Origin of the sequence: Georgenia subflava (genome assembly GCF_009193155.1) — a bacterium.
Taxonomy (GTDB): domain Bacteria; phylum Actinomycetota; class Actinomycetes; order Actinomycetales; family Actinomycetaceae; genus Georgenia; species Georgenia subflava.
Genome location: NZ_VUKD01000005.1, coordinates 123,308 through 143,717 on the forward strand (window position 1 = coordinate 123,308; position 20,410 = coordinate 143,717).

Annotated in this window: 14 protein-coding genes, 1 tRNA gene and 3 pseudogenes; 4 read left to right on the plus strand and 14 right to left on the minus strand. The window is 73.0% G+C overall.

The features are described 5' to 3' along the window. Nucleotides 1–365: 365 nt before the first annotated feature. The 3 genes from lysA to GD748_RS19640 all read right to left on the minus strand — a co-directional run bounded on the left by lysA (nt 366) and on the right by GD748_RS19640 (nt 4,772). On the minus strand, nt 366–1,772 hold the full coding sequence (lysA, locus tag GD748_RS16510) for a diaminopimelate decarboxylase (protein WP_152196335.1): 1,407 nt from the start codon (nt 1,770–1,772) through the stop codon (nt 366–368). After that, nucleotides 1,769–3,415: an arginine--tRNA ligase gene (gene argS / locus GD748_RS16515; protein WP_152196336.1), complete on the minus strand. Its 1,647-nt coding sequence runs from the start codon at nt 3,413–3,415 to the stop codon at nt 1,769–1,771. The genes lysA and argS overlap by 4 nt, the downstream gene beginning before the upstream one ends. Nucleotides 3,416–3,518: 103 nt before the next feature. Beyond that, nucleotides 3,519–4,772: a hypothetical protein gene (locus GD748_RS19640; protein ID WP_193312988.1), complete on the minus strand. Its 1,254-nt coding sequence runs from the start codon at nt 4,770–4,772 to the stop codon at nt 3,519–3,521. A gap of 190 nt (nt 4,773–4,962) precedes the next feature. Between GD748_RS19640 and GD748_RS16525 the strand changes: the two genes are divergently transcribed. Further along, nucleotides 4,963–5,035 (plus strand) — tRNA-Arg (locus tag GD748_RS16525). Between the two features lie 190 nt (nt 5,036–5,225). Here GD748_RS16525 and GD748_RS16530 read toward each other — a convergent pair. Next, a complete protein-coding gene (locus tag GD748_RS16530) occupies nt 5,226–5,798 on the minus strand; it encodes a TetR/AcrR family transcriptional regulator (protein ID WP_152196337.1) in 573 nt (190 codons plus the stop codon). Nucleotides 5,799–5,832: 34 nt separating this feature from the next. Beyond that, the gene (locus GD748_RS16535; RefSeq protein ID WP_152196338.1) at nt 5,833–6,603 is read right to left on the minus strand and encodes a glycerophosphodiester phosphodiesterase; all 771 of its coding nucleotides are present in this window, start codon (nt 6,601–6,603) and stop codon (nt 5,833–5,835) included. 112 nt (nt 6,604–6,715) lie between these two features. On the opposite strand from GD748_RS16535, the pseudogene GD748_RS16540 reads away from it, so the two are divergent. Next, nucleotides 6,716–6,994, plus strand: a pseudogene (locus GD748_RS16540) (SDR family NAD(P)-dependent oxidoreductase); the annotation flags it as partial. A 1-nt stretch (nt 6,995) separates the two neighbouring features. On the opposite strand, the gene GD748_RS16545 reads toward GD748_RS16540, so the two are convergent. Further along, nucleotides 6,996–8,093, minus strand: a complete 1,098-nt coding sequence (locus GD748_RS16545) for an IS110 family RNA-guided transposase (RefSeq protein ID WP_152196340.1) — start codon at nt 8,091–8,093, stop codon at nt 6,996–6,998. 223 nt (nt 8,094–8,316) lie between these two features. Between GD748_RS16545 and GD748_RS16550 the strand changes: the two are divergent. Further along, nucleotides 8,317–8,814: pseudogene (locus GD748_RS16550) on the plus strand (SDR family oxidoreductase); the annotation flags it as partial. A gap of 67 nt (nt 8,815–8,881) precedes the next feature. Next, complete coding sequence (locus tag GD748_RS16555; protein WP_152196342.1) at nt 8,882–10,744, plus strand: GAF domain-containing protein; 1,863 nt, start codon at nt 8,882–8,884, stop codon at nt 10,742–10,744. Nucleotides 10,745–11,401: 657 nt separating this feature from the next. Here GD748_RS16555 and GD748_RS16560 read toward each other — a convergent pair. The 8 genes and pseudogenes from GD748_RS16560 to GD748_RS16595 form a co-directional block, all read right to left on the minus strand. Then, nucleotides 11,402–12,400: pseudogene (locus GD748_RS16560) on the minus strand (branched-chain amino acid ABC transporter permease); the annotation flags it as partial. Beyond that, nucleotides 12,397–13,266 carry a branched-chain amino acid ABC transporter permease gene (locus GD748_RS16565; protein ID WP_152196343.1) on the minus strand — a complete coding sequence of 290 codons (870 nt, stop codon included), beginning with the start codon at nt 13,264–13,266 and terminating at the stop codon, nt 12,397–12,399. The pseudogene GD748_RS16560 and the gene GD748_RS16565, both read right to left, overlap by 4 nt. A gap of 72 nt (nt 13,267–13,338) precedes the next feature. Beyond that, the gene (locus GD748_RS16570) at nt 13,339–14,592 is read right to left on the minus strand and encodes an ABC transporter substrate-binding protein (protein WP_152196344.1); all 1,254 of its coding nucleotides are present in this window, start codon (nt 14,590–14,592) and stop codon (nt 13,339–13,341) included. 59 nt (nt 14,593–14,651) lie between these two features. Then, nucleotides 14,652–15,344: an ABC transporter ATP-binding protein gene (locus tag GD748_RS16575; RefSeq protein ID WP_152196345.1), complete on the minus strand. Its 693-nt coding sequence runs from the start codon at nt 15,342–15,344 to the stop codon at nt 14,652–14,654. Beyond that, complete coding sequence (locus tag GD748_RS16580; RefSeq protein ID WP_152196346.1) at nt 15,337–16,104, minus strand: ABC transporter ATP-binding protein; 768 nt, start codon at nt 16,102–16,104, stop codon at nt 15,337–15,339. Before GD748_RS16580 ends, GD748_RS16575 begins: the two co-directional genes overlap by 8 nt. A 216-nt stretch (nt 16,105–16,320) precedes the next feature. Beyond that, a complete protein-coding gene (locus tag GD748_RS16585) occupies nt 16,321–17,817 on the minus strand; it encodes a peptidoglycan DD-metalloendopeptidase family protein (RefSeq protein ID WP_152196347.1) in 1,497 nt (498 codons plus the stop codon). 189 nt (nt 17,818–18,006) lie between these two features. Further along, nucleotides 18,007–19,074, minus strand: coding sequence for a hemolysin family protein (locus tag GD748_RS16590; RefSeq protein ID WP_152196348.1), 1,068 nt, complete (start codon nt 19,072–19,074; stop codon nt 18,007–18,009). Further along, complete coding sequence (locus GD748_RS16595) at nt 19,071–20,390, minus strand: hemolysin family protein (RefSeq protein WP_152196478.1); 1,320 nt, start codon at nt 20,388–20,390, stop codon at nt 19,071–19,073. Before GD748_RS16595 ends, GD748_RS16590 begins: the two co-directional genes overlap by 4 nt. Nucleotides 20,391–20,410: the final 20 nt, after the last annotated feature.

Genomic DNA, 20,410 nt, shown 5'->3' on the forward strand with positions numbered 1-20,410 from the left:
GGCTTCTCCTCTCGACTGTCGCCGACGTGCCTGGCCGAACTGGCCGAATCGGTCAGTGGCGCTGGGCCACGTCGGGCGGTAACGCTGGTCAGGATAGGGGTCAGGGGCCGCGGACCCGCACGCTGTCCGCCGGATGGGCCCGCTGCCGGGTGCACTGCCGGACGGACCGCGCCCCTCCGGCGCTGAGGGGCCGCGTCGGCGGCTGCGCCGGACGCGGCACCGGCCGTCGAGGCGCCGGGCACCGGACGCGGCACCGGCCGTCGAGGCGCTGGGTGCGCCGGGCGCGGCACCGGCCGGTCGAGGCGCCGGGCACCGGACGCGGCACCGGACGGTCGAGGTTCCGGGCACCGGGCGGGCCGAGCAGGTCAGCCCTGGTCGAGGCCGAGGAGGTCCTCGAGGGTCTCGCGACGCACGAGCACCCGGGCCCGGCCGTCGCGCACGGCGAGCACCGGCGGGCGGGCGACCATGTTGTAGTTGCTCGCCATGGAGCGGCCGTACGCCCCGGTCGCGGGCACCGCGAGCAGGTCGCCCGCGCGGACGTCGGCGGGCAGTGCGACGTCCGTCACCACGATGTCCCCGCTCTCACAGTGCTTGCCCACCACCCGCGCGGTGACGTCCGGGGCGTCGGAGGTCCGCCCGGCCAGGGCCGCGGTGTACGCGGCGTCGTACAGGGCCGGGCGGATGTTGTCGCTCATCCCGCCGTCGACGCTGACGTACGTTCGGGTGCCGCCGTCGTCGAGCGCGACGTCCTTGACGGTGCCGACCGTGTACAGCGTCAGCCCGGCCGGACCGACGACCGAGCGGCCGGGCTCGACGGAGATGCGCGGCACCGGGGTGCCGAGGTCGGCGCAGGTCCGGCGGACGGCGTCGGCGAGGGTGGTCGCGATCTGCTCCGGGGTGGGCGGGACGTCGTCCGCCGCGGTGTACCGGATGCCGTAGCCGCCGCCGAGGTCGACCTCGGGCACGAGGTACCCGGTCCTGGCTGCGACGTCGGCGCGCAGGCCGAGGACGGCGCGGGCAGCGACCTCGAACCCGGCGAGGTCGACGATCTGGCTGCCGATGTGGGAGTGCAGGCCGACCAGCTCGAGGTCGTCGTCGGCGAGGATCTGCTCGACCGCCTTGCCCGCGGCGCCCGAGGCCAGCGAGAGACCGAACTTCTGGTCCTCGTGGGCGGTGGCGATGAAGTCGTGGCCGCCGGCGTGGACGCCCGTCGTCACCCGCACCATGACGGGGGCGCGCACCCCGGCCGCGGCGGCGAGCGCACCGACCCGCTCGATCTCCACGAGGGAGTCGACGACGATGCGTCCGACGCCGTGCGCCAGCGCGGTCCGGATCTCCTCGTCGGACTTGTTGTTGCCGTGCAGGCCGATCGCCTCGCCGGGCACACCGGCGCGGATCGCCACCGCGAGCTCGCCGTCGGTGGACGTGTCGATCCGCAGGCCCTCCTCGTGAACCCACCGGGCGACGGCGAGGGAGAGGAAGGCCTTGCCGGCGTAGTAGACGTCCGCACCAGCCAGCCCGGCGTCCTCGGCGAAGGCCGCGTCGAACGCCGACGCGAAGGCGCGCGCCCGGGCACGCACGTCGGCCTCGTCCAGGACGTAGGCGGGTGTGCCGTGCTCGGCCGCCAGGTCGCTCAGGTCGAGGCTGGCGACGGCGAGCGCACCGTCGTCGCCCCTGCGCACGCCGGTGGACCACACCCCGCCGGGGGTGCCGTCGGGCTCGGGGGCCGGGAGGGGACGCCGGTCTGCGCCCGCCGCGTGCGCGCCGCTCACATCCGCTCCGGGGCGGAGACGCCGAGCAGGTCGAGGCCGTTGGCGAGCACCTGGGTGGTGGCGTCGTTGAGCCACAGACGCGCCGTGTGCCCGGCGTCGACGGGATCCTCCCCGCGGGGGGAGATCCGGGTCTGGCCGTACCACTGGTGGTAGGCCGCGGCGAGCTGCTCGAGGTAGCGCGCCACGCGGTGCGGCTCGCGCAGCCGGGCGGCGTGCGCGACGACCTCGGGGAACTGACCGAGCGACCCGAGCAGGGCGGCGTCGGCGGGGTGGTCCAGCCGGGCCGGGTCGAACGTCGCGCGCGGCACACCGTGCTCGGCGGCGTTGCGGGAGGCGTTGCGGGTGCGTGCGTGGGCGTACTGGACGTAGTAGACCGGGTTGTCCATGTTCTGCTCGCGCAGCTTCTCCCCGTCCAGGGTCAGCGGGGAGTCCGCCGGGAACCGGGCCAGGGTGTAGCGGACCGGGTCGGTGCCGATCCACTCGATGAGGTCGCGCAGCTCGATGATGTTGCCCGCGCGCTTGCTCATCCGGGCACCGGCCACGGAGACGAGCTGGCCGATGAGGATCTCGATGTTGCGCTCGGGGTCGTCCCCGGCGCAGGAGGCAAGCGCCTTGAGCCGGTTCACGTAGCCGTGGTGGTCGGCGCCGAGCAGGTAGATCTTCCCGGTGAAGCCGCGGTCCTTCTTCGACAGGTAGTAGGCGGCGTCTGCGGCGAAGTAGGTGGGCGTGCCGTCGGCGCGGACCATCACCCGGTCCTTGTCGTCGGTGAAGTCGGTGGTGCGCAGCCACACCGCGCCGCCGTCGTCGAAGACGTGGCCCTGCTCGCGCAGCCGTGCGACGGCCGCCTCGACGGCGCCGCCCGCGTGCAGCTCGCGCTCGGAGAACCAGACGTCGAAGTGGACGTTGAACGCCTCGAGGGTCTGCCGGATCTCGGCCATCTGGAGCCGGTAGCCGGCCTCGCGGGCGACGGCGACGGCCTCCTCGGCGGGCAGGTCGAGCAGGTCCGGGCGCTCGGCGACGACCTTGGCGGCCAGGTCGGCGACGTACTCGCCGCGGTACCCGCCCTCGGGGACCTCGTTGCCCGCGGCGCGGGCGAGGATCGAGGCGCCGAACTTGTCCATCTGGGCGCCGGCGTCGTTGATGTAGTACTCGGGCGTGACCTCGGCGCCGGAGGCGCGCAGCAGGCGCACGAGGGCGTCGCCGAGGGCGGCCCAGCGGGTGTGGCCGATGTGCAGCGGGCCCGTGGGGTTCGCCGAGACGAACTCCATGTTGATGACGTGACCGGCCAGCGCCTCGTTGCGGCCGTAGTCCCTGCCGGCGTCGACGATGGTGCGGGCCAGCTCCCCGGCCGCGCCGGCCTCGAGACGGATGTTGAGGAAGCCGGGGCCCGCGACCTCGGCGGCCGCGACGCCGTCGGCCGCACCCAGACGCTCGGCGAGGAGCTCGGCGAGGGCGCGCGGGTTGGTGCCTGCCTTCTTGGCCAGCTGCATGGCGACGTTGGTGGACCAGTCGCCGTGCTCGCGCTGACGGGGCCGCTCGACCCGGGGCTCGGGGACGTCCTCGGCGTTCAGTGCGACGTCGCCGGCGGCGACGACCTCGAGGAGGACGGAGCGGATGAGTGCGGCGAGCTCGGCAGGTGTCACGTGGGTCAGGGTAGTAGGCGGACGGGAGCGGGCGAGGGCCGCACCCCAGGCCTCGGGGTGCGGCCCTCGTCACAGCGCCTCGGGCGCCTGCGCGGCGGCGAGGTCAGATGAGCATGTTGGAGTAGATCGTCGGGACGGCCTGGGGGTCGCCGGTGAGGCTGAGCACCACGCCGTCGTCCGTCTGCCACACGACGGTGGTGGTCACGCCGTCGGCGAGCAGGTACGCCCAGAAGTGCCCGGTCTCGTCCGGGTAGACGGGACCGTCCTCCAGCTGCGTGGCGCCCGACTCGTCGAGCTCGGCGATCAGCTGCTGGCTGTAGGCGTCCTGGTCCTCGATGCTCTCGAAGGCGGCGGCGGTGACGGGCACGTCCACCGAGCCGTCGGAGTAGGTGCCGCTGATGGCCTCACGCGCCCCGGCGGCCATGGCGTCGCCGTGCTCGGTCCAGCCGGCGTCGGTCAGCGTGAACTCGGTCTCCGTGACGGTGGTGTCGACCCTCGGCTCGAGCGGGTCGGCACTGACCACGCGGGTGTCCTCGGTGGTCTGCCCGGTCGGCTCACTGCCCGCTGCGGGCGCGGTGGCGTCACCGGCAGGGTCCTGGACGGTCCCGTCGTTCGGGTCCTGCGCGGCGTCCGAGTCCTGCGCGGCGTCGCCGGTGGGGTCCTGCGCCGCACCGTCGGTGGCGTTCTCGGGCTGCCCGGCGGTCGCGGTTGGCGAGGCGATCGGCTCGGCGCCAGGACCACGGGTGAGGAAGAACACGGCGGCCGCCACGAGCACGACCACCGCGACGCCGATGACGGCCGGGACCAGCCAGGTGTTTCTCTTCTCGGGCTCCTGGCCGTACGGCACCTGGGCGCCGTACGCGGCACCGCCGTACGGCGGACCGCCTGCCGGTCCTCCGGGCGTGGGCGGGCCGGCGTAGCCGCCAGGAACGGCGGCGGGTGGTTGCTGCACCGGCAGGGTCTGTGTGGCCTGGGAGTCAGGGCCGACGGCGGGCGGCTGCTGTGCCGGGAAGGCCTGCGTTGCCTGGGAGTCCGGCTCGACGGCGGACGGCGGTTGCACCGGCAGGGCCTGCGTGGCCCGGGAGTCCGGCCCGACGGCGGACGGCGGCTGCACCGGGAAGGCCTGCGTGGCCCGGGAGTCCGGCCCGACGGCGGACTCAGGCTGTACCGGCAGGGCCCGCGTGTCCTGGGAGTCCGGGCCGACGGCAGGCGGCTGCTGCGCCGGGAAGACCTGCGTCGGCTGCCGGTCCTTGGCCTCGGTCGACCGTTCGCCTGCCGGAGGTTCGACGTCGTCCGTGGGTTCGGCGGGGTGCCCGTCCGGCTGGTCGTCGCGCCCCTGCGGCGGCGTCTGGGACATGGCTGCTCCTCCTCGGCGGAGGCTCGTGCCCCCGATGCTCTCCTGCCAGGTTAGGTCTCGGCCGACCGGCGTGTCGCGCCCGGATCCGCCGATCCGATGGGGAGTGCTCCCCCACGGGGCCGGTCTCCGGACGGAGGGTGAAGAGCAGTCCCCGCGGCTGATAACATCGCCAAGCGCTGTCCGCAGCGGCGCCCCTTTAGCTCAGTGGATAGAGCGTCTGCCTCCGGAGCAGAAGGTCGCTGGTTCGAATCCAGTAGGGGGCACGGCCGAGTCCTCGTCCTGTCACAGGGCGGGGACTTTTCGCTTCCCGGGTGTGGACTCACGCTTCCCGGGTGGGGACTCACGCTTCCCGGGCGGGGAGCTCGCGTCCCGGGTCGGGACTCTCGCTTCCCGGGTGGAGGTTCGCGTTCCGAGCGGGAAGCTCGTGTCCCTGCCCGGGCCGGGCCGAACGGCTCAGACAGACGACCGGTCCGGCGCGCGTCGGTCGGACCACGGCAGCGACAGCGAGCGGAGGAACGCCGCCGCGGTCCCGGCCGGGTCCGCCTCGAGGAGCACCGCCTCCAGCGCGCCGTACGCGCCGAACCCGAGGACGCGGGCGCCGACGGCGACGTCCGCGTCGGGTACCTCGGCGCCGACGCGGGCGCGCAGCGCCTCCTCCGAACGCACGACGAGCCGGTCGCACACCGCCCGCACGAGGGCGGGGTCGCCGTCGGGCCCGATCAGACCGGCGTACGTGCGCCGGTGGGCACCGACGTGGTCCAGGAGGGCAGTGAGCCAGGCGTCGTAGTCGTCGCGCCCGTCCGGGACCTCGAGCCTGGCGAGCAGGTCGGCGAGGGTCTCCCGCGCGAGCTCGGTGACCGTCGCGAAGTGCTTGTAGAACGTGGTGCGGTGCACCCCGGCACGCCGGCACAGCTCGGCCACCGAGACCTGGCTGAGCGGCGTCGTCCGGACCGTCTCGGTCAGCGCGTGCTGCAGGGCGTCGAGCGTGCGCAGGCTGCGCGGGTCGGTGCGGACGTCGACGCTCATGGGGCCATCATGACGCCCCGCCAGGCCGGGCGTCTCAGTGCCACGCGCCCCGTGCGGTCAGCACCTCGCGCAGCACCCGGGGCCGGTCGCTGATGAGGCCGTCCACGCCGAGGTCGAGCAGGCGCACCATCTCGGCGGGCTCGTCGACGGTCCAGACGTGCACGGCCAGCCCGTGGCGGTGGGCCGTGGCGACGAAGCGTCGGGTGACGATCGGCACGCCCCGGTAGCGCGGGGGCACCTGGACGCACACGGCGCCCTGGGCCGGACCGGCCACCGAGCGGCGCACCCGGGCGCCCAGCCGCGCCGCGGCCACGAGCCGGGCGGTGTCCCGCCGGCCAAGGCTGGTGGCGACGCCAGGGCCGAGCTCCGCGCGCAGCCGCCGCAGCCGCTCGTCCGAGAAGGAGGCCAGGCACACCCGGTCCAGGGCACCGGCCGCGCGGAGCGTGTCCACCAGCGGCCCGACGACGGCGTCGTCCTTGGCGTCGATGTTCACCCGCAGGTCCGGGTAGTCGCTCAACAGCTCGTCCAGCCGCAGCAGCCGCTCGCCGGAGGCGTCACGCAGCGTCGCCAGCCGGTCCCAGTCCATCTCCCCGACCGCCCCGGTGCCGTCGGTGACGCGGTCGACGGTCGGGTCGTGCGAGAGCACCACCACCCCGTCGGCAGTCGCGTGGACGTCGGTCTCGAGGTAGCCCAGGCCGAGCGCGAGGGTGTGCTCGACGGCGGCCCGGGAGTTCTCGGGGACCTCGCGCCCGCCGCCGCGGTGCGCGAGGGCGATGGGGCCGGGTCCGGAGAGGTAGTCGCTCACGCGGCCATCCTTCCCTACGCGCAGCGAATACCTCTCTCCCACACCTCGACGGCACGAACTATGTGGACATCAGCCATCGGGGCGCCGTCGTCGGCTACATAGGTTGCAAGGCATGAGAGACGACGACGGCGTCGGCCTGACCGGCCGGAAGGCGCTCGTGACCGGTGCCGCCAGCGGCATCGGCGCGGCCGTGGCGCGCGAGCTGGCCGGTCACGGCGCCGACGTGGTGGTCTGCGACGTCGACGCGGACGGTGCCCAGGCGCTGGCGGCGCAGATCGGCGGCGAGGCGTGGGCGGTGGATCTGTCGGACACCGCGGCGCTGGCGGACCTGCGCCTCGACGTCGACGTCGTGGTGAACAACGCGGGCATCCAGCACGATGCTCCTATGGATGTCAAGCGGCCTGTGGGAGGTCGGCGGCAAGGGATGAGGGGTGCGCGCCTCGGGCCTGAAGATCGTGGATCAGGGCTCGGTAGATGTCGCGGGCAATGTGGCGCTTGAGGCAACGCATGATGTCCTTCTTCGAGAGTCCTTGCTTGGTGCGGCGCTGGACGTAGGCCTTGGTGCGCGAGTCCCATCGCATGCGGGACAGGGCGATGGTGTGCAGGGCGTGGTTCGCGGCCCGGTCCCCGCCGCGGTTGAGGCGGTGGCGGTCCCGACGCCCGGAGGAGGCGGGGATCGGGGAGACGCCGCACAGGTGCGCGAACGCGGCCTCGGAGCGTAGCCGGTCGGGATTGTCCCCGGCGGTGGCCAGGAGCTGGCCGGCGACGTCGGTGCCGACGCCCATGCGGGCGAGCAGTGCAGGGGCGGCCTGGGTGGTCAGGGTCTTCAGCTCGGCGTCGAGCTCGGCGATCTCCTCGGCCAGGGCCAGGATCCGCCGGCCAAGGCGGCGCAACGCGGCCTTGGTCGCCCCGGTCGGGTCGGCCAGGTCGTCGGGGCGTAGCCGGGCGCAGGTCCGGGCCAGCTCGGTGGCGGAGAGGCCGCGCAGCTGCGCGCGCAGTGCCTCGGGGGCGGTGACCAGGAGCTGACGGGCCTGGTTGATGGCCTGGGTGCGGGCCTTGATCGCGGAGCGTCGCGGGACCCGCAGGGCGCGGATGGCCTCGACGATCCCGTCGCGGGTCTTCGGGGTGCCGGTGGCGCGGCCTGAGGCCACCGCGGTCGCGGCGGCGTAGGCGTCGATCGGGTCGGACTTGCCCCGCAGCCGTCGGGTCTTGCGGTCGGGGCGGTCGACCTCGACCACTCTCAGCCCGGACCGGGTCAGGACCCGGGCGAGCTCGGCACCGTAGGCGCCGGTGCCCTCGACTCCCACCGCGGCCACGGTGCCGTGGGAGCCGAGCCAGGTCATCAGCTGCCGGTAGCCGGCGCCGGTCGCCGCGAACTCCTTGTCGGCCAGGTGCCGGCCGAGCCCGTCGACCACCGCGGCGTGATGCGTCTGGCCGTGGGTGTCCACCCCGGCGATGACTTCCAGGTGCTGATCCGTCATGCTGGTCACTGCTGTCCTCTCGCTGATCCGGTGGGCAGCACGCGCCGGCCGGGCGGGCGGACAAGACAGTGGCGGGGCTTCTGAACCAAGCTCCTATGAGGTCACAGCGCCCGTCCGGTCGCGTGCGTGATGGTCCCTCGAGCGAGCCGACAGATCGCAAACAAGACAGCCGAGGCGTCGGTCAGCCCGTGAGTCAGACCCCACCCGAGGAACCACCACACACATCATCACTGTCAGCCCGGTGGAGGAGTTCCCGCCGGACCGCTTCGCACGGATCCTGCGCCTGATGCTCGAGTCCCCGTTCCTCCTCACCCGGGCGGCGCTCCCGCACATGTACGAGCGCGGGTGGGGCCGCCTCGTGCACATCTCGAGCGCGCACGGGCTGCGGGCGAGCGCCTTCAAGTCCGCGTACGTCGCGGCCAAGCACGGGCTGGAGGGGCTCTCCAAGGTCATCGCGCTGGAGGGCGCGGAGCGCGGCGTCACGAGCAACTGCGTCAACCCCGGCTACGTGCGCACGCCCCTGGTGGAGAGGCAGGTGCGTGACCAGGCCCGGGTGCACGGCCTCTCCGAGGAGGACGTCCTCGCCCAGGTCATGCTCAAGAGCTCGGCGATCAAGCGCCTGCTGGACCCGACGGAGGTGGCCCGGGCCGTCACCTACCTCTGCTCCCCCGCCGCCTCGTTCGTGACCGGGAGCAACATCGTCCTCGACGGCGGCTGGTCGGCCAGCTGACGCCATGGATGCCACCGCCGGGGCTCGCCCTGCCGCTCCTCCCACCGTCGTGCGGACGTCAGTCACAATGACGGGCGTGAGGGGGACGGAGTACCTGGAGCTGCTGGCGCGCGACGCCTCGCCGGTCGAGTTCGAGGCGCCGCTCCTCGCGGCGCGGAGCGCGGCCGCTGACGCGGAGACGATCGAGCGCCTCGAGCGCGCGAAGACCCTGGCGCTGCAGGTGCGTGCGGTGCTGGAGTCGCGCCGGCGCCGGGCGACCGAGCTCACGGCGCTCTTCGAGACCGCGAGCGACCTGGCGTCGCTGACCGACGTCGACGCCGTCCTGGAGGCCATCGTGCGACGGTCCCGGCAGCTGCTCGGCAGCGACGTCGCCTACCTGTCGCTCATGGACGAGGACGCCGGCGACACGTACATGCGGGTGACGGTCGGATGCTCCTCGAACCTCTTCCGCGCGGTCCGGCTGCCCATGGGCGCCGGCCTCGGCGGGCTCGTCGCCCAGACGGCGACGCCGTACGCCGCGGCGACGTACTTCCAGGACGACCGGTTCAACCACACGGAGGGCATCGACTCGGCGGTCCGGGACGAGGGCATCACCTCGATCGTGGGTGTGCCGCTGCTGCTCGGCCGCCAGGTCATCGGCGTGCTGTACGCGGCCAACCGCACCGTCCGGCCGTTCGGCCGCTCCGAGATCGCACTGCTGAGCTCGTTCGCCGCGCACGCCGCCATCGCGTTGGACAACGCGCGGCTGCTGAGCGAGACCCAGCTCGCGCTGCACGACCTGCGGGCGGCCGGCGAGGAGCTCCGGGAGCGCACCACGAGCGTGGAGCGCGCCACCGACGCCCACGACCGCCTGCTGGAGCTGGTGCTCCGGGGCGGCGACGTGGAGGACGTCGCCCGGGAGGTCGGCGAGGTCCTCGGGGGCACCGTCGTGATGACCGAGAAGGACGGGTCGCTGCCGGCCGAGGACCGCACGCACGCTCCGGCCGCGGAGGCCGAGACGGTCGAGCGGGCGGTGCGGACCCACCGCACCCGCACGGGCGACGGCGTCGTCGCGGCGCCGGTCCTGGCCGGCGGCGAGACGCTGGGTGCCCTGGTGCTGCGCCGGGCCGAGCCGCTGGACGAGGCCGACCGGCGCATCCTCGAGCGCGCGGCACTCGTCACCGCGCTGCTGCTGCTGTTCCGTCGCTCGGTTGCGAGCGCCGAGGAGCGGATGCGCGGGGAGCTCCTCGACGACGTCCTGCTCGGGCGCGACCCGCACGGCCTGCGTGAGCGGATCAGGCTGGCCGGGGCCGATCTGGACGCCCCGCACGCCGTCGTCGTCGCCGACATCGTGGGTGACCGGGCCCGGACGACCCAGGCGGCCGCCTTCCTGGCCGGCAGCCACCACGGCCTCTCCACCGTCCACGACGGGCGGATCGTCCTCGTCCTGCCGGCCGTCGAGCCGCGCGAGGCCGCCCGCACGGTGATCTCGGAGCTCCGCCGCGTGGCGGGCCGACCGGTGACCGCCGGCGTCGCGGGTCCGACGTGCGGCGCGGCGGAGATCACGGTGGCCCACGCCGAGGCGGCGCGCTGCCTGCACACCCTCCTCGTGCTCGGCCGCACCGGTGAGGTGGCCGGCGCGGCGGACCTCGGGTTCGTCGGGCTCCTCCTCGGTGAGGACCGCGACGTGCCGGCCTACGTGGGGTCGGTGCTCGGGCCGGTCCTCGAGTACGACTCCGCGCGCGGCACGGCGCTGGCCGACACGCTCCGCACCTACTTCGCCCAGGGCGCGAATCTCGGGCGCACGGGAACGGCGCTCCACGTGCACACGAACACGGTCACCCAGCGCCTCGAGCGGATCACGAGCCTGCTGGGCGAGGGGTGGAACGCACCGGAGCGCCTCCTCGAGGTCCAGCTCGCGCTCCGGCTGCACGCGCTGCTCCCCCGCTGAGCCGCCACACCGCCCACTCCACGCGATCGGTGAGGACCGCTCACTCCAGGCGGTCGCAGGGCCGCCCACTCCACGCGATCGGTGAGGACCGCCCACTCCAGGCGGTCGCAGGGCCGCCCACTCCACGCGATCGCAGGGCCGCCCACTCCACGCGATCGGTGAGGATTCGATGCAGTTATCGCACCGTTTCCTCACCGATCTTTGGCGGCGCCGGCCACGCGGGCGTCTGCGCGTCGCGACGGCGGGCGCCGGGGCCGCCCACTCCACGCGATCGGTGAGGATTCGATGCAGTTAACGCACCGTTTCCTCACCGATCATTGGCGGCGCCCGCCACGCAGGCGTGTGCGCGTCGCGACGGCGGGCGCCGGGGCGAGACCGGCACGCGGGGCGGGACCGGCGTGCGGGGCGCTACTCCGCGCGCAGCGGCTGCGACCGGTGCGCCGGGTCGACGACACGGGGGTCCGCGGCCGTCGCGGGGTGCTCGCTCGGACCGTCGCCGGCGGGCCTGTCCGGTCCGTCGTCGCCGGGACCGTCGTCGTCGGGCCCGCGGTCGCCGGGCCCGCCGCCGTCGCCAAAACTCCCGTCGCCGGGACCGTGGTCACCGTGTCCGCCGTCGCCCGGTCCGTCCCGGCCCTCGGCCGCGGCGTCTCTCTTCTCGCGCCGCAGCCGGAGCGCGTGGAGCGCCGTCCCCCAGACGCCCCGGCGGAAGAGCAGGACCACGACGACGAAGACGGACCCGGTGATGATGCCGATGCCGTCGAACCCGGCCGAGGCGAGCTGGTCCTCGAGGATGATGATGATGGCCGCGCCGACGATCCCGCCCCACAGGGTGCCGATGCCGCCGAGGACGGTGATGAGCACGACCTTGCCGGAGGTGGTCCAGTTGACCTCCTGCAGGGAGACGAAGCCGTGGCTGATCGCGAACAGGCCGCCGGCCAGACCGGCCAGGCCGGCGGAGAGCACGAACGCTGCGACCTTGTACTTCTCGACGTCGTAGCCGAGCGCCCGCGCACGCGGGACGTTGTCGCGGATGGAGACCAGCACCCGCCCGAACGGCGAGTGCACGATCCGCCACGCCATCCACATCCCGAGCAGGATCATCGGCAGTGCCGCGTAGTAGAAGTAGAACGCGTCGGTCTCGACGGCCGCGATCCCGAAGAACGACTTCGGCACGGACTGCAGGCCGTTCTCGCCGCCCGTGACGTCGCTCCACTGGTTGGCGAGGAAGAAGATCATCTGGGCGAAGGCCAGCGTCACCATGGCGAAGTAGATGCCGGCGCGCCGGACCGAAAGGTATCCCACCGGCAGCGCGATGAGCATGGCCGCCAACATGCCGGCGAGGACGGCGAGCGGGAAGGGCACCCCGAGGTGCACCGCCACGAGTCCCGTCACGTACGCCGAGCCGCCCCAGTAGGCCGCGTGCCCGAAGGAGAGCAGACCGGTGTAGCCGAGCAGGATGTCCAGGGCGATGGCGAACAGCGCCCAGCAGACGATGTCCATCGCGACGGGCGGGTAGATGATCCACGGCAGCGCCACCGCGACGAGCAGGCCGACGGCGAGCAGGGCCCACGTCTTCAGCGACCGGCGGGCGATGCGGTGGGGAACGATCCCGCTGGATGCCCGCTCCTCCAGCAGGGTGCGTGGGGTCGAGCTCATGCCCGCTCCTCCCGTCCGAACAGGCCGGCCGGGCGCAGCAGCACCACGACGGCCATGAGCACGAAGACCACGATCTGGGAGAACGCGCTGGCGTAGGCCTGACCGAACGCCTCGACGAGGCCGACGAGGAAGCCGGCCACGACCGCCCCCACGATGGACCCGAGCCCGCCGATGACCACCACGGCGAACAGGATGATGATGAAGCTCGAGCCCATGTCGGCCGTGATGGCTCGGAACGGCGCCGCGAGCACCCCGGCCAGACCGGCGAGTGCGATGCCGAAGCCGAAGACCGGGGTGATCCACCGGCCGACGTTCACGCCTAGCGCCCGGGCGACGTCGGGGCGCTCGGTCGCGGCCCGCACGATCATGCCGACGCGCGTGCGGGTCATGACCAGCCAGACGGCCGCGCACACCAGCAGCGAGGCCACGAACACGAACACCTGGTAGGTCGGCAGGCGCACGCCCCCGAGCGCGAGCTGGCCGGCGAGCACGTCGGGGAGCTCGTAGGGCAGGCCCGAGACGCCGTACTGCCGCTTGACGAGGTCGACGAGGAACAGCGACAGGCCGAAGGTGAGCAGGAAGTTGTACAGCGGCTCCAGCCGGAGCAGCCACTGCACGAACAGCCGCTCGATGACCACCCCGAAGACGAAGAGCAGGACCGGGACGACGAGCAACGCCCACCACAGGCTGAGGCCCAGCAGGTCCTGCAGGACCGCCGCGACCACCGCGCCGAGCATGTAGCAGGCGCCGTGGGCGAAGTTGACGACGCCGAGCACGCCGAAGATCACCGCCAGCCCGAGCGCGGCGACCGCGTAGAAGCTGCCGGCCGCCAGGCCCTGGATCGTGTACTGCAGGATCTCGTTCATCACCCGTTCCTCCCTCCTCGTGCGGTGCGCCGGGTGCCACGCGGGCACCCGGCGCACCGTGCGGCCTCTCGGTCAGCCCATCTCGCAGCCGGACTCGGCGACCGGGCGGAAGGCGTCCTCCGCGGGGATCGTGTTGAGGATGTTCTGGTAGTCCCAGTCCTCGGTGACGTCGCCCGGTGCCTTGACCTCGGCGAGGTAGACGTCGTGGATGACCCGGTGGTCCTCGGCGCGGATCTTCCCGTTGCGCAGGAAGACGTCCTCGATCTCCTTGCCCTCGAGATCCTCGACGACCGTGTCGGCGTCGTCGGTCTCGGTGGCCTGGACGGCCTCGAGGTACTGCAGCGCGCCGGAGTAGTTGCCGGCGTGGGCGAACGACGGCCGGGTGCCGGTCTCCTCGAGGAACCGGTCCGCCCAGGCACAGGACTCCTCGTCCATGTTCCAGTACCAGGCGTCGGTGAAGGTGGTGCCCTCGAACTGGTCGACGCCCAGGGAGTGGATGTCGGTGATGAACATCAGGCCGACGGCGAGGCCGATGCCCTGATCACGCAACCCCGCCGCGTTGTACTGCTTGACGAGGTTGATGAGGTCGCCGCCCGCCTGCATCGTCCCGATGACGTCCGGCGAACCGGAGGCCGCACGGGTGAGGAAGGTCGAGAAGTTGTCGTTGGGGAACGGCGTGGCGATCGAGCCGCTCACCGTGCCGCCGGCCTCCTCGACCGCCTCGGTGAAGGACTTCTCCATGTCCTGGCCGAAGGCGTAGTCCGGGTAGATGATCTGCCAGTCCGTGCCGCCGTTCTCGGTGACGGTCGTGCCGGTGCCGTTCGCGAGCATGTACGTGTCGTACGCCCAGTGGAAGACGTACGGGCTGCACTGCGCGCCGGTCAGCTCCGTGGTGGCGGCCCCGATGTTGAAGTGCAGCCTCTTCTTCTGGTCGGCCTGGCTGGCGACGGCGAGCGCCGCGGAGAAGGCGGGGACGTCGAGGATGATGTCGGCGCCCTGCCGGTCGTACATCTCCTGCGCCTTGGTGTTGGCGACGTCGGGCTCGTTCTGGTGGTCCGCGGTGATGACCTCGATCTGCTCCTCGGTGAGGACGGCGTCGTCGCCGTACTTCTCGAGGTAGTCCTGCACCGCCATCTCCACGGCGATCACGCTGTTCGGGCCGGAGAGGTCCTTGTAGACGCCGGACTGGTCGTTGAGGACGCCGATGACGACCTTGTCGTCGGTGAAGGGGCCGTCCGCGGCGGAAGGGCCACCTCCGCCGCACGCGCTCAGCAGGAGCGCCCCGGACATCAGTGCGGCCGCGCCGCCCGCAAGCTTCTTGGTCATCCGAGTTCCTGTTCTCTCGTTCCGGGTGGTGCGTGGTTATGTGGGCGGCACACAGGCCGTCAGACGCCGAGGTGCTCGAGGAGCTCGTGCTCCCGGGCGGTGAACTGGGCGTTGTCGAGGTGCTCGACGACGCGTCCCTGGGACAGCAGGTAGTGGCGGTCGGCGACCGTGGCCGCGAACTTCACGTTCTGCTCGATCAGCAGCACCGTGACGCCGATCGCCTTGACCTCCCGGACGATGTCGCCGATGGCGGCCACGATCACCGGGGCGAGGCCCTCCGTGGGCTCGTCCAGGAGCAGCAGCCGCGAGCCGGTCCGCAGCACGCGGGCGATGGCCAGCATCTGCTGCTCACCGCCCGAGAGGGTGGTGCCGGCCGCCCGGCGGCGGTCCGCGAGCACGGGGAAGGTCTCGTAGACCCGGGCGAGCGGCCACGCCCTGTCCGAGACGACCGGCGGGAGCAGCAGGTTCTCCTCGACGGAGAGCGAGGCATAGATGCCGCGGTCGTCCTGGACCCAGCCCATCCCGAGCCGGGCCCGCCGGTGGGTGGGCAGGCGGGTGATGTCGGCACCGTCGAGGCTGACGGTGCCGCTGACGTGGCGGTGCAGGCCGATGAGGGTGCGCAGCAGCGTCGTCTTGCCCGCGCCGTTGCGGCCGACGAGCGTGACGACCTCGCCCTCGGCGACGTCGATGCTGACGTCGACCACGGCCTGGGCCTCGCCGTACCAGGCGCTCAGGTTGCGCACCTCAAGCATGGCTTGCCTCCCCGAGGTAGGCGGTGATCACGCGGGGGTCCCGGCGGACCTCTTCGTAGGACCCCTCGGCCAGGACCTTGCCCTGCTGGAGCACGGTGACGCGGTCCGCGAGGCTGCCGACGACGTGCATGTTGTGGTCCACGAACACGACCGTGCGGCCGACTGCGATCCTCTTGACGAGCTCGATGGTCCGGGTGACGTCCTCGATGCCCATGCCGGCGGTCGGCTCGTCGAGCAGCATGATCGCGGGGTCCAGGGCGAGGACGAGCGCCATCTCCAGCGCACGTTTCTGGCCGTAGGCGAGCTCGCCGGCCGGCTTCTCGGCCAGATGGCTGAGACCGACCTCCGCGAGCAGCTCGTCCGCACGGGGGCGGAACTGGCGCATGATCTTCTCGGAGCGCCAGAACCTCCGCCCCAGGCTCGTGCGGCTCTGCAGCGCCAGCTCGACGTGCTCCCGCGGCTTGAGGTTCTCGAAGAGGCTGGTGATCTGGAACGACCGGGCGACGCCCTTGTGGGCGATCTGCTCGGGCTGCAGCCCGGTCACGTCCTCACCGCGCACGGTGATGGTGCCGGCCGTGGGTGTGAGGAAGCCGCTGAGCAGGTTGAAGAGCGTCGTCTTGCCGGCACCGTTGGGGCCGACCAGGGCGTGCACTCCCCCCGCGACGACCGTGAGGTCGACGTTGTCGACGGCACGGAAGCCGCGGAAGTCCTTGGTCAGACCGGTGGCCTGCAGAGCGATCTGCTGTGACGACGGCGTCACGGCACTCCTTCCCCTGGCTACGTTGCCGCTACGAGTGCGGTGCAGTGAACGCTAGGAAAGGCCTGCCCGGTGCAGCCATGTCGAGGCACCCACAAAGGGCACGGAAGGTGTGGTGGACCGGGCTACCCGGGGCGTGCGGGGTGGGCCGGTCACCCGCCCGGACGGGACGGGGCGGTCCCGATCAGGGACGGCCGACGCGGTGGCGCGGGGTGCTGCTCAGCAGAGCGCGGAAACCTCGACCGCGCCGCGCTCCTCGAGCCAGGCGAGCGGGTCGACGGTGGTGCCGTCCTCGTCGAGGTGCAGCTCGAAGTGCAGGTGCGGGCCGGTCGAGTTGCCGTTGTTCCCGACCTCGGCGATCACCTCGCCGGCGCGGACCTGCTCGCCCTCGGTGACCTTGATGCCGTTGGCGTACATGTGCACGTGCCAGCTGTAGACCGTCTCACCGCCGATCTCGTGGCGCAGGATCACGAGCATGCTCGACCGGCCGTCCTTGCCCGGTCCGACGTACTCGACCGTGCCGTCGGCGATGGCGTGGATCGGCGTGCCGAGCGAGGCGGCGAAGTCGGTGCCGGTGTGGAGGTTGTACGCCCCGCTGATGGGGTGCACGCGATAGCCGTAGCGTGACGAGTTGCGGTAGGTGCCGTCGGCGACGGGCCGCACCACCTGGTCCTCGACCTCGTCGGTCACGGCGGCACGGGTACCGCTGGCGCCGTCGAGCGGGGCACACTCGAGCGCGTTGCGGTCGGCCGCGCGCGAGGTCTGCAGGATCGTCGCCCGGCTCGACGCCGCCGGGTCTCTCAGGAGGCTCTCCGGGACGGTTGCTGTCCCGGCACCCGCGCCCCGCTCGTCCAGGATGGCGAGCACCGACGCGTCGGCCTGCACACCGGAGATCGACCTTGCGAACGCCGAGTTCTCCGGCGCGCCGAAGCCGGCCAGCGGCGCCACGATCGTCAGCACGCCCATCGCTCCCAGGACGGCAGCACGCGGTGCCCATGCCCGGGCAGGCGGCCGGGAGTCGGCCGGCCGGGTCGTGCCCGTGCGTGCGCCGCGCAGCTCTCGGCGGGACGGCAGGGAGCACTGGCCGGTCAGGACCTCGGTCGCCGTGCTGTCGGCGTCGTGGACCGTGTCGGCGGGCTCGGCGGGGCTGGGTGCGGTCTCGGCCTCGTCGGCCGCGCGGGACTCGGGCGACGCCGGGGCGGGCAGCACACCGACGACGGTGGGCACGACCGGAGCGGGCAGCACACCGACGACGATGGGCACGACCGGGGCGGGGAGCACACCGACGACGGTGGGCGCGGCCGCGACGACGGTGCGGGCCGGTGCGGCGACGGGCGGGACGTCGATCGTCCACGTCCTGCTCGCAGCGATGCGCTCCGCCCGCTGACGCTCGGCCGCGCGAAGGGCCGCACGGGTCAGCGGCGCTCCTGTCGGGGCGGCAGGTTCCTGGGCGGCGGCACGCTCCTGGATCGCACGCTCCTCAGCGGCACGCTCCTGGATCGCACGCTCCTCAGCGGCACGCTCCTGGGCCGCACGCTCCTCGGCAGCACGCTCCTGCGCCGCACGCTCCTCAGCGGCACGCTCCTGGGCCGCACGCTCCTCGGCAGCGCGCTCGCGGGCCGCACGCTCCTCGGCGGCGGCACGGGCTCGCTCTGCCTCACGGATCTGACGACGGGTCAGCGGTGCCGCAGGCGCGGGCACAGCGCTACCAGCCATCGATCAAACCTCCGGAGGGTGGAGTACGACCCGCTCGAGGCCGAGCGGCACCACCATCGGGACGAGGTCCCGCACCAGTGGCTGTCACGAAACAGTAACGGACGACGTGGGCTGCGTCCAACATCCTGTGGACGTGGTGACGGTCTCACGGCAACCGGTCGCACGACCGCCTTTGCCGGACCGCGCCGGTCACCGGCGTTCGTCGCGCTGCATCGAGTCGCGGACCTCACCGACCAGCTCTTCGAGGATGTCCTCGAGGAACACCACACCGACCTCGGTGTCCGTGCCCGTAGCGCCCTCGCGACCCGGTCGGACGACACGCGCGAGGTGGGCGCCCGAGCGTTGCATCGCGGCCAACGCGTCCTCGACCTCGTCGGTGGGCGCCACCGAGGCGAGCGCGCGGATCCGCCAGCTCGGCACCGGGCGCTCGCGCGCCTCCCCCTCGGCGTACAGCACGTCCTTCACGTGCAGGTAGCCGGCCAGCGCGCCGTCGTCGTCGACCAGCGGGAACCGTGAGTAGCCCGTACGAGCCACCTCCCGCTCGACGTCCTCGGGGGTGCAGGCCACGGACAGCGTCACCAGCTCGCCGGGCGGGATCATGACCTGCTCCGCGGTCTCCTCGGAGAACTCGATCGCCCCGGTGAGGAGTCCCAGGTCGTCCTGGAGCACTCCCTCGGCCTGCGAGCGCTCGACGATCGAGGCCACCTCCTCGGCGGTGAAGGCGGAGGCGACCTCGTCCTTGGGCTGGACGCCGACCATGCGCAGGAGCAGGTTCGCGAACCAGTTCAGGGCGGATATGACCGGGTGGAGCACCTTGGAGACCAGCACGAGCGGCGGGGCGAAGATCAGCGCAGCCCGCTCCGGCGAGGTGACGGCGAGGTTCTTCGGCACCATCTCGCCGACCACCACGTGCAGGTAGACCACGAGCGCCAGGGCGACGACGAAACCGACGGCGTGGCTCGCCTCGGGGGGCAGCCCGACCGCGACGAGCGGGCCCTCGACCAGGCGGGCGATCGCCGGTTCCGCGACGACCCCCAGCCCGGTGGAGCACACGGTGATGCCCAGCTGCGCGCAGGCGAGCATCAGCGTGACATTCTCCATCGCGTACAGCACCGTGCGGGCGGGGCGCGACCCCTGCGCGACGAGCGGCTCGATGCGTGAGCGCCTGGCGGACATCACGGCGAACTCGGCACCGACGAAGAAGGCGTTGAGCGCGAGCAGCACGAGGCCGACGACGAGCGCGGTCCCGGTGCTCACTGCTCCTCCCCCGCGGTGGGCAGCGCCCACACCCGCAGCCGGTCGACCCGGCGCCCGTCCATCTGCTCCACGTGGAGGACGACGTCGGCCACGGTGACCTCGTCGCCGACGCGCGGGATGCGACCCAGCCGGTCCATCACGAGGCCGCCGAGCGTCTCGAACGGGCCGTCGTCGGGTACGTGCAGGTCGGCCTGGTGGCCCAGCTCGTCCGGCCGCATGACGCCCGGGACGACCCAGCTGCCGCCGGGGCCGGCGTGGGCGCCGGAGCGCCGCCGGTCGTGCTCGTCGGCGACGTCACCCACGAGCTCCTCGACGACGTCCTCGAGCGTGACGATGCCCGACGTGCCGCCGTACTCGTCGACGACGACGGCCATCTGCAGGCCCTCGTCGCGCAGCTGGACGAGCAGCGGCGCCAGCGCCACGGTCTCGGGCACCCGGGGGGCGTCGACCATGATGGAGGAGGACGCGACCGGCACCTCGCCGCGGCGCTCGTAGGGCACGGCGATCGCCCGGCGCAGGTGCACCAGGCCGACGATGTCGTCGTTGTCGTCGCCGATGACGGGGAAGCGGGAGTGGCCGGTGGTGCGGGCGAGGCTCACGACGTCGGCCGCCGTGTGCTCGCGCGTGAGCGTGTGCACACGGCCGCGGTCGGTCATGACGTCGACGGCGGTGAGCGCGCCGAGCCCGATGGAGCGGGTGAGCAGCCGGGCGGTGCCCAGGTCGAGGGTGCCGTGCTCGGCGGAGCGGCGCACGAGCGCCGCCAGCTCGGAGGCCGAGCGGCCGCCGGAGAGCTCCTCGGCGGCCTCGACGCCGAAGAGGCGCAGGATCGCGTTCGCCGAGTTGTTCAGACCGGCGATGACCGGGCGGAGAGCCCGGGTGAAGACGCCCTGCACGGGAGCGACGAACCCGGCGGTGGCGAGGGGGTCGGCCAGCGCGAGGTTCTTCGGGACGAGCTCGCCGAAGACCATGGAGAAGGTGTTGACGAGCACCAGCGAGAGCACGACCGCCGCGCCCGTGGCGGCGGCGCCGGCGAGCCCGGCGCTGCCGAGCGGTCCGGTGAGCAGCGTGGCGAGGGCCGCCTGGGCGGTGTAGCCGAGGAGGATCGTGGTCAGGGTGATACCGACCTGGGCGCTGGAGAGCTCCAGGGACAGCCGCTTCAGCGCGGCACCGACGCCGACGGCCCGTTTGTCGCCGGCGGCGATCCGCCGGTCGACGGTGCCCGGGTCGAGGGCGACGAGGGAGAACTCGGCCGCCACGAAGACGGCCGTCCCGGCGGTCAGGACGACGCCGAGGAGGATGAGCAACCACTCGGTCAGCACGCGGGCCACCGCACCTG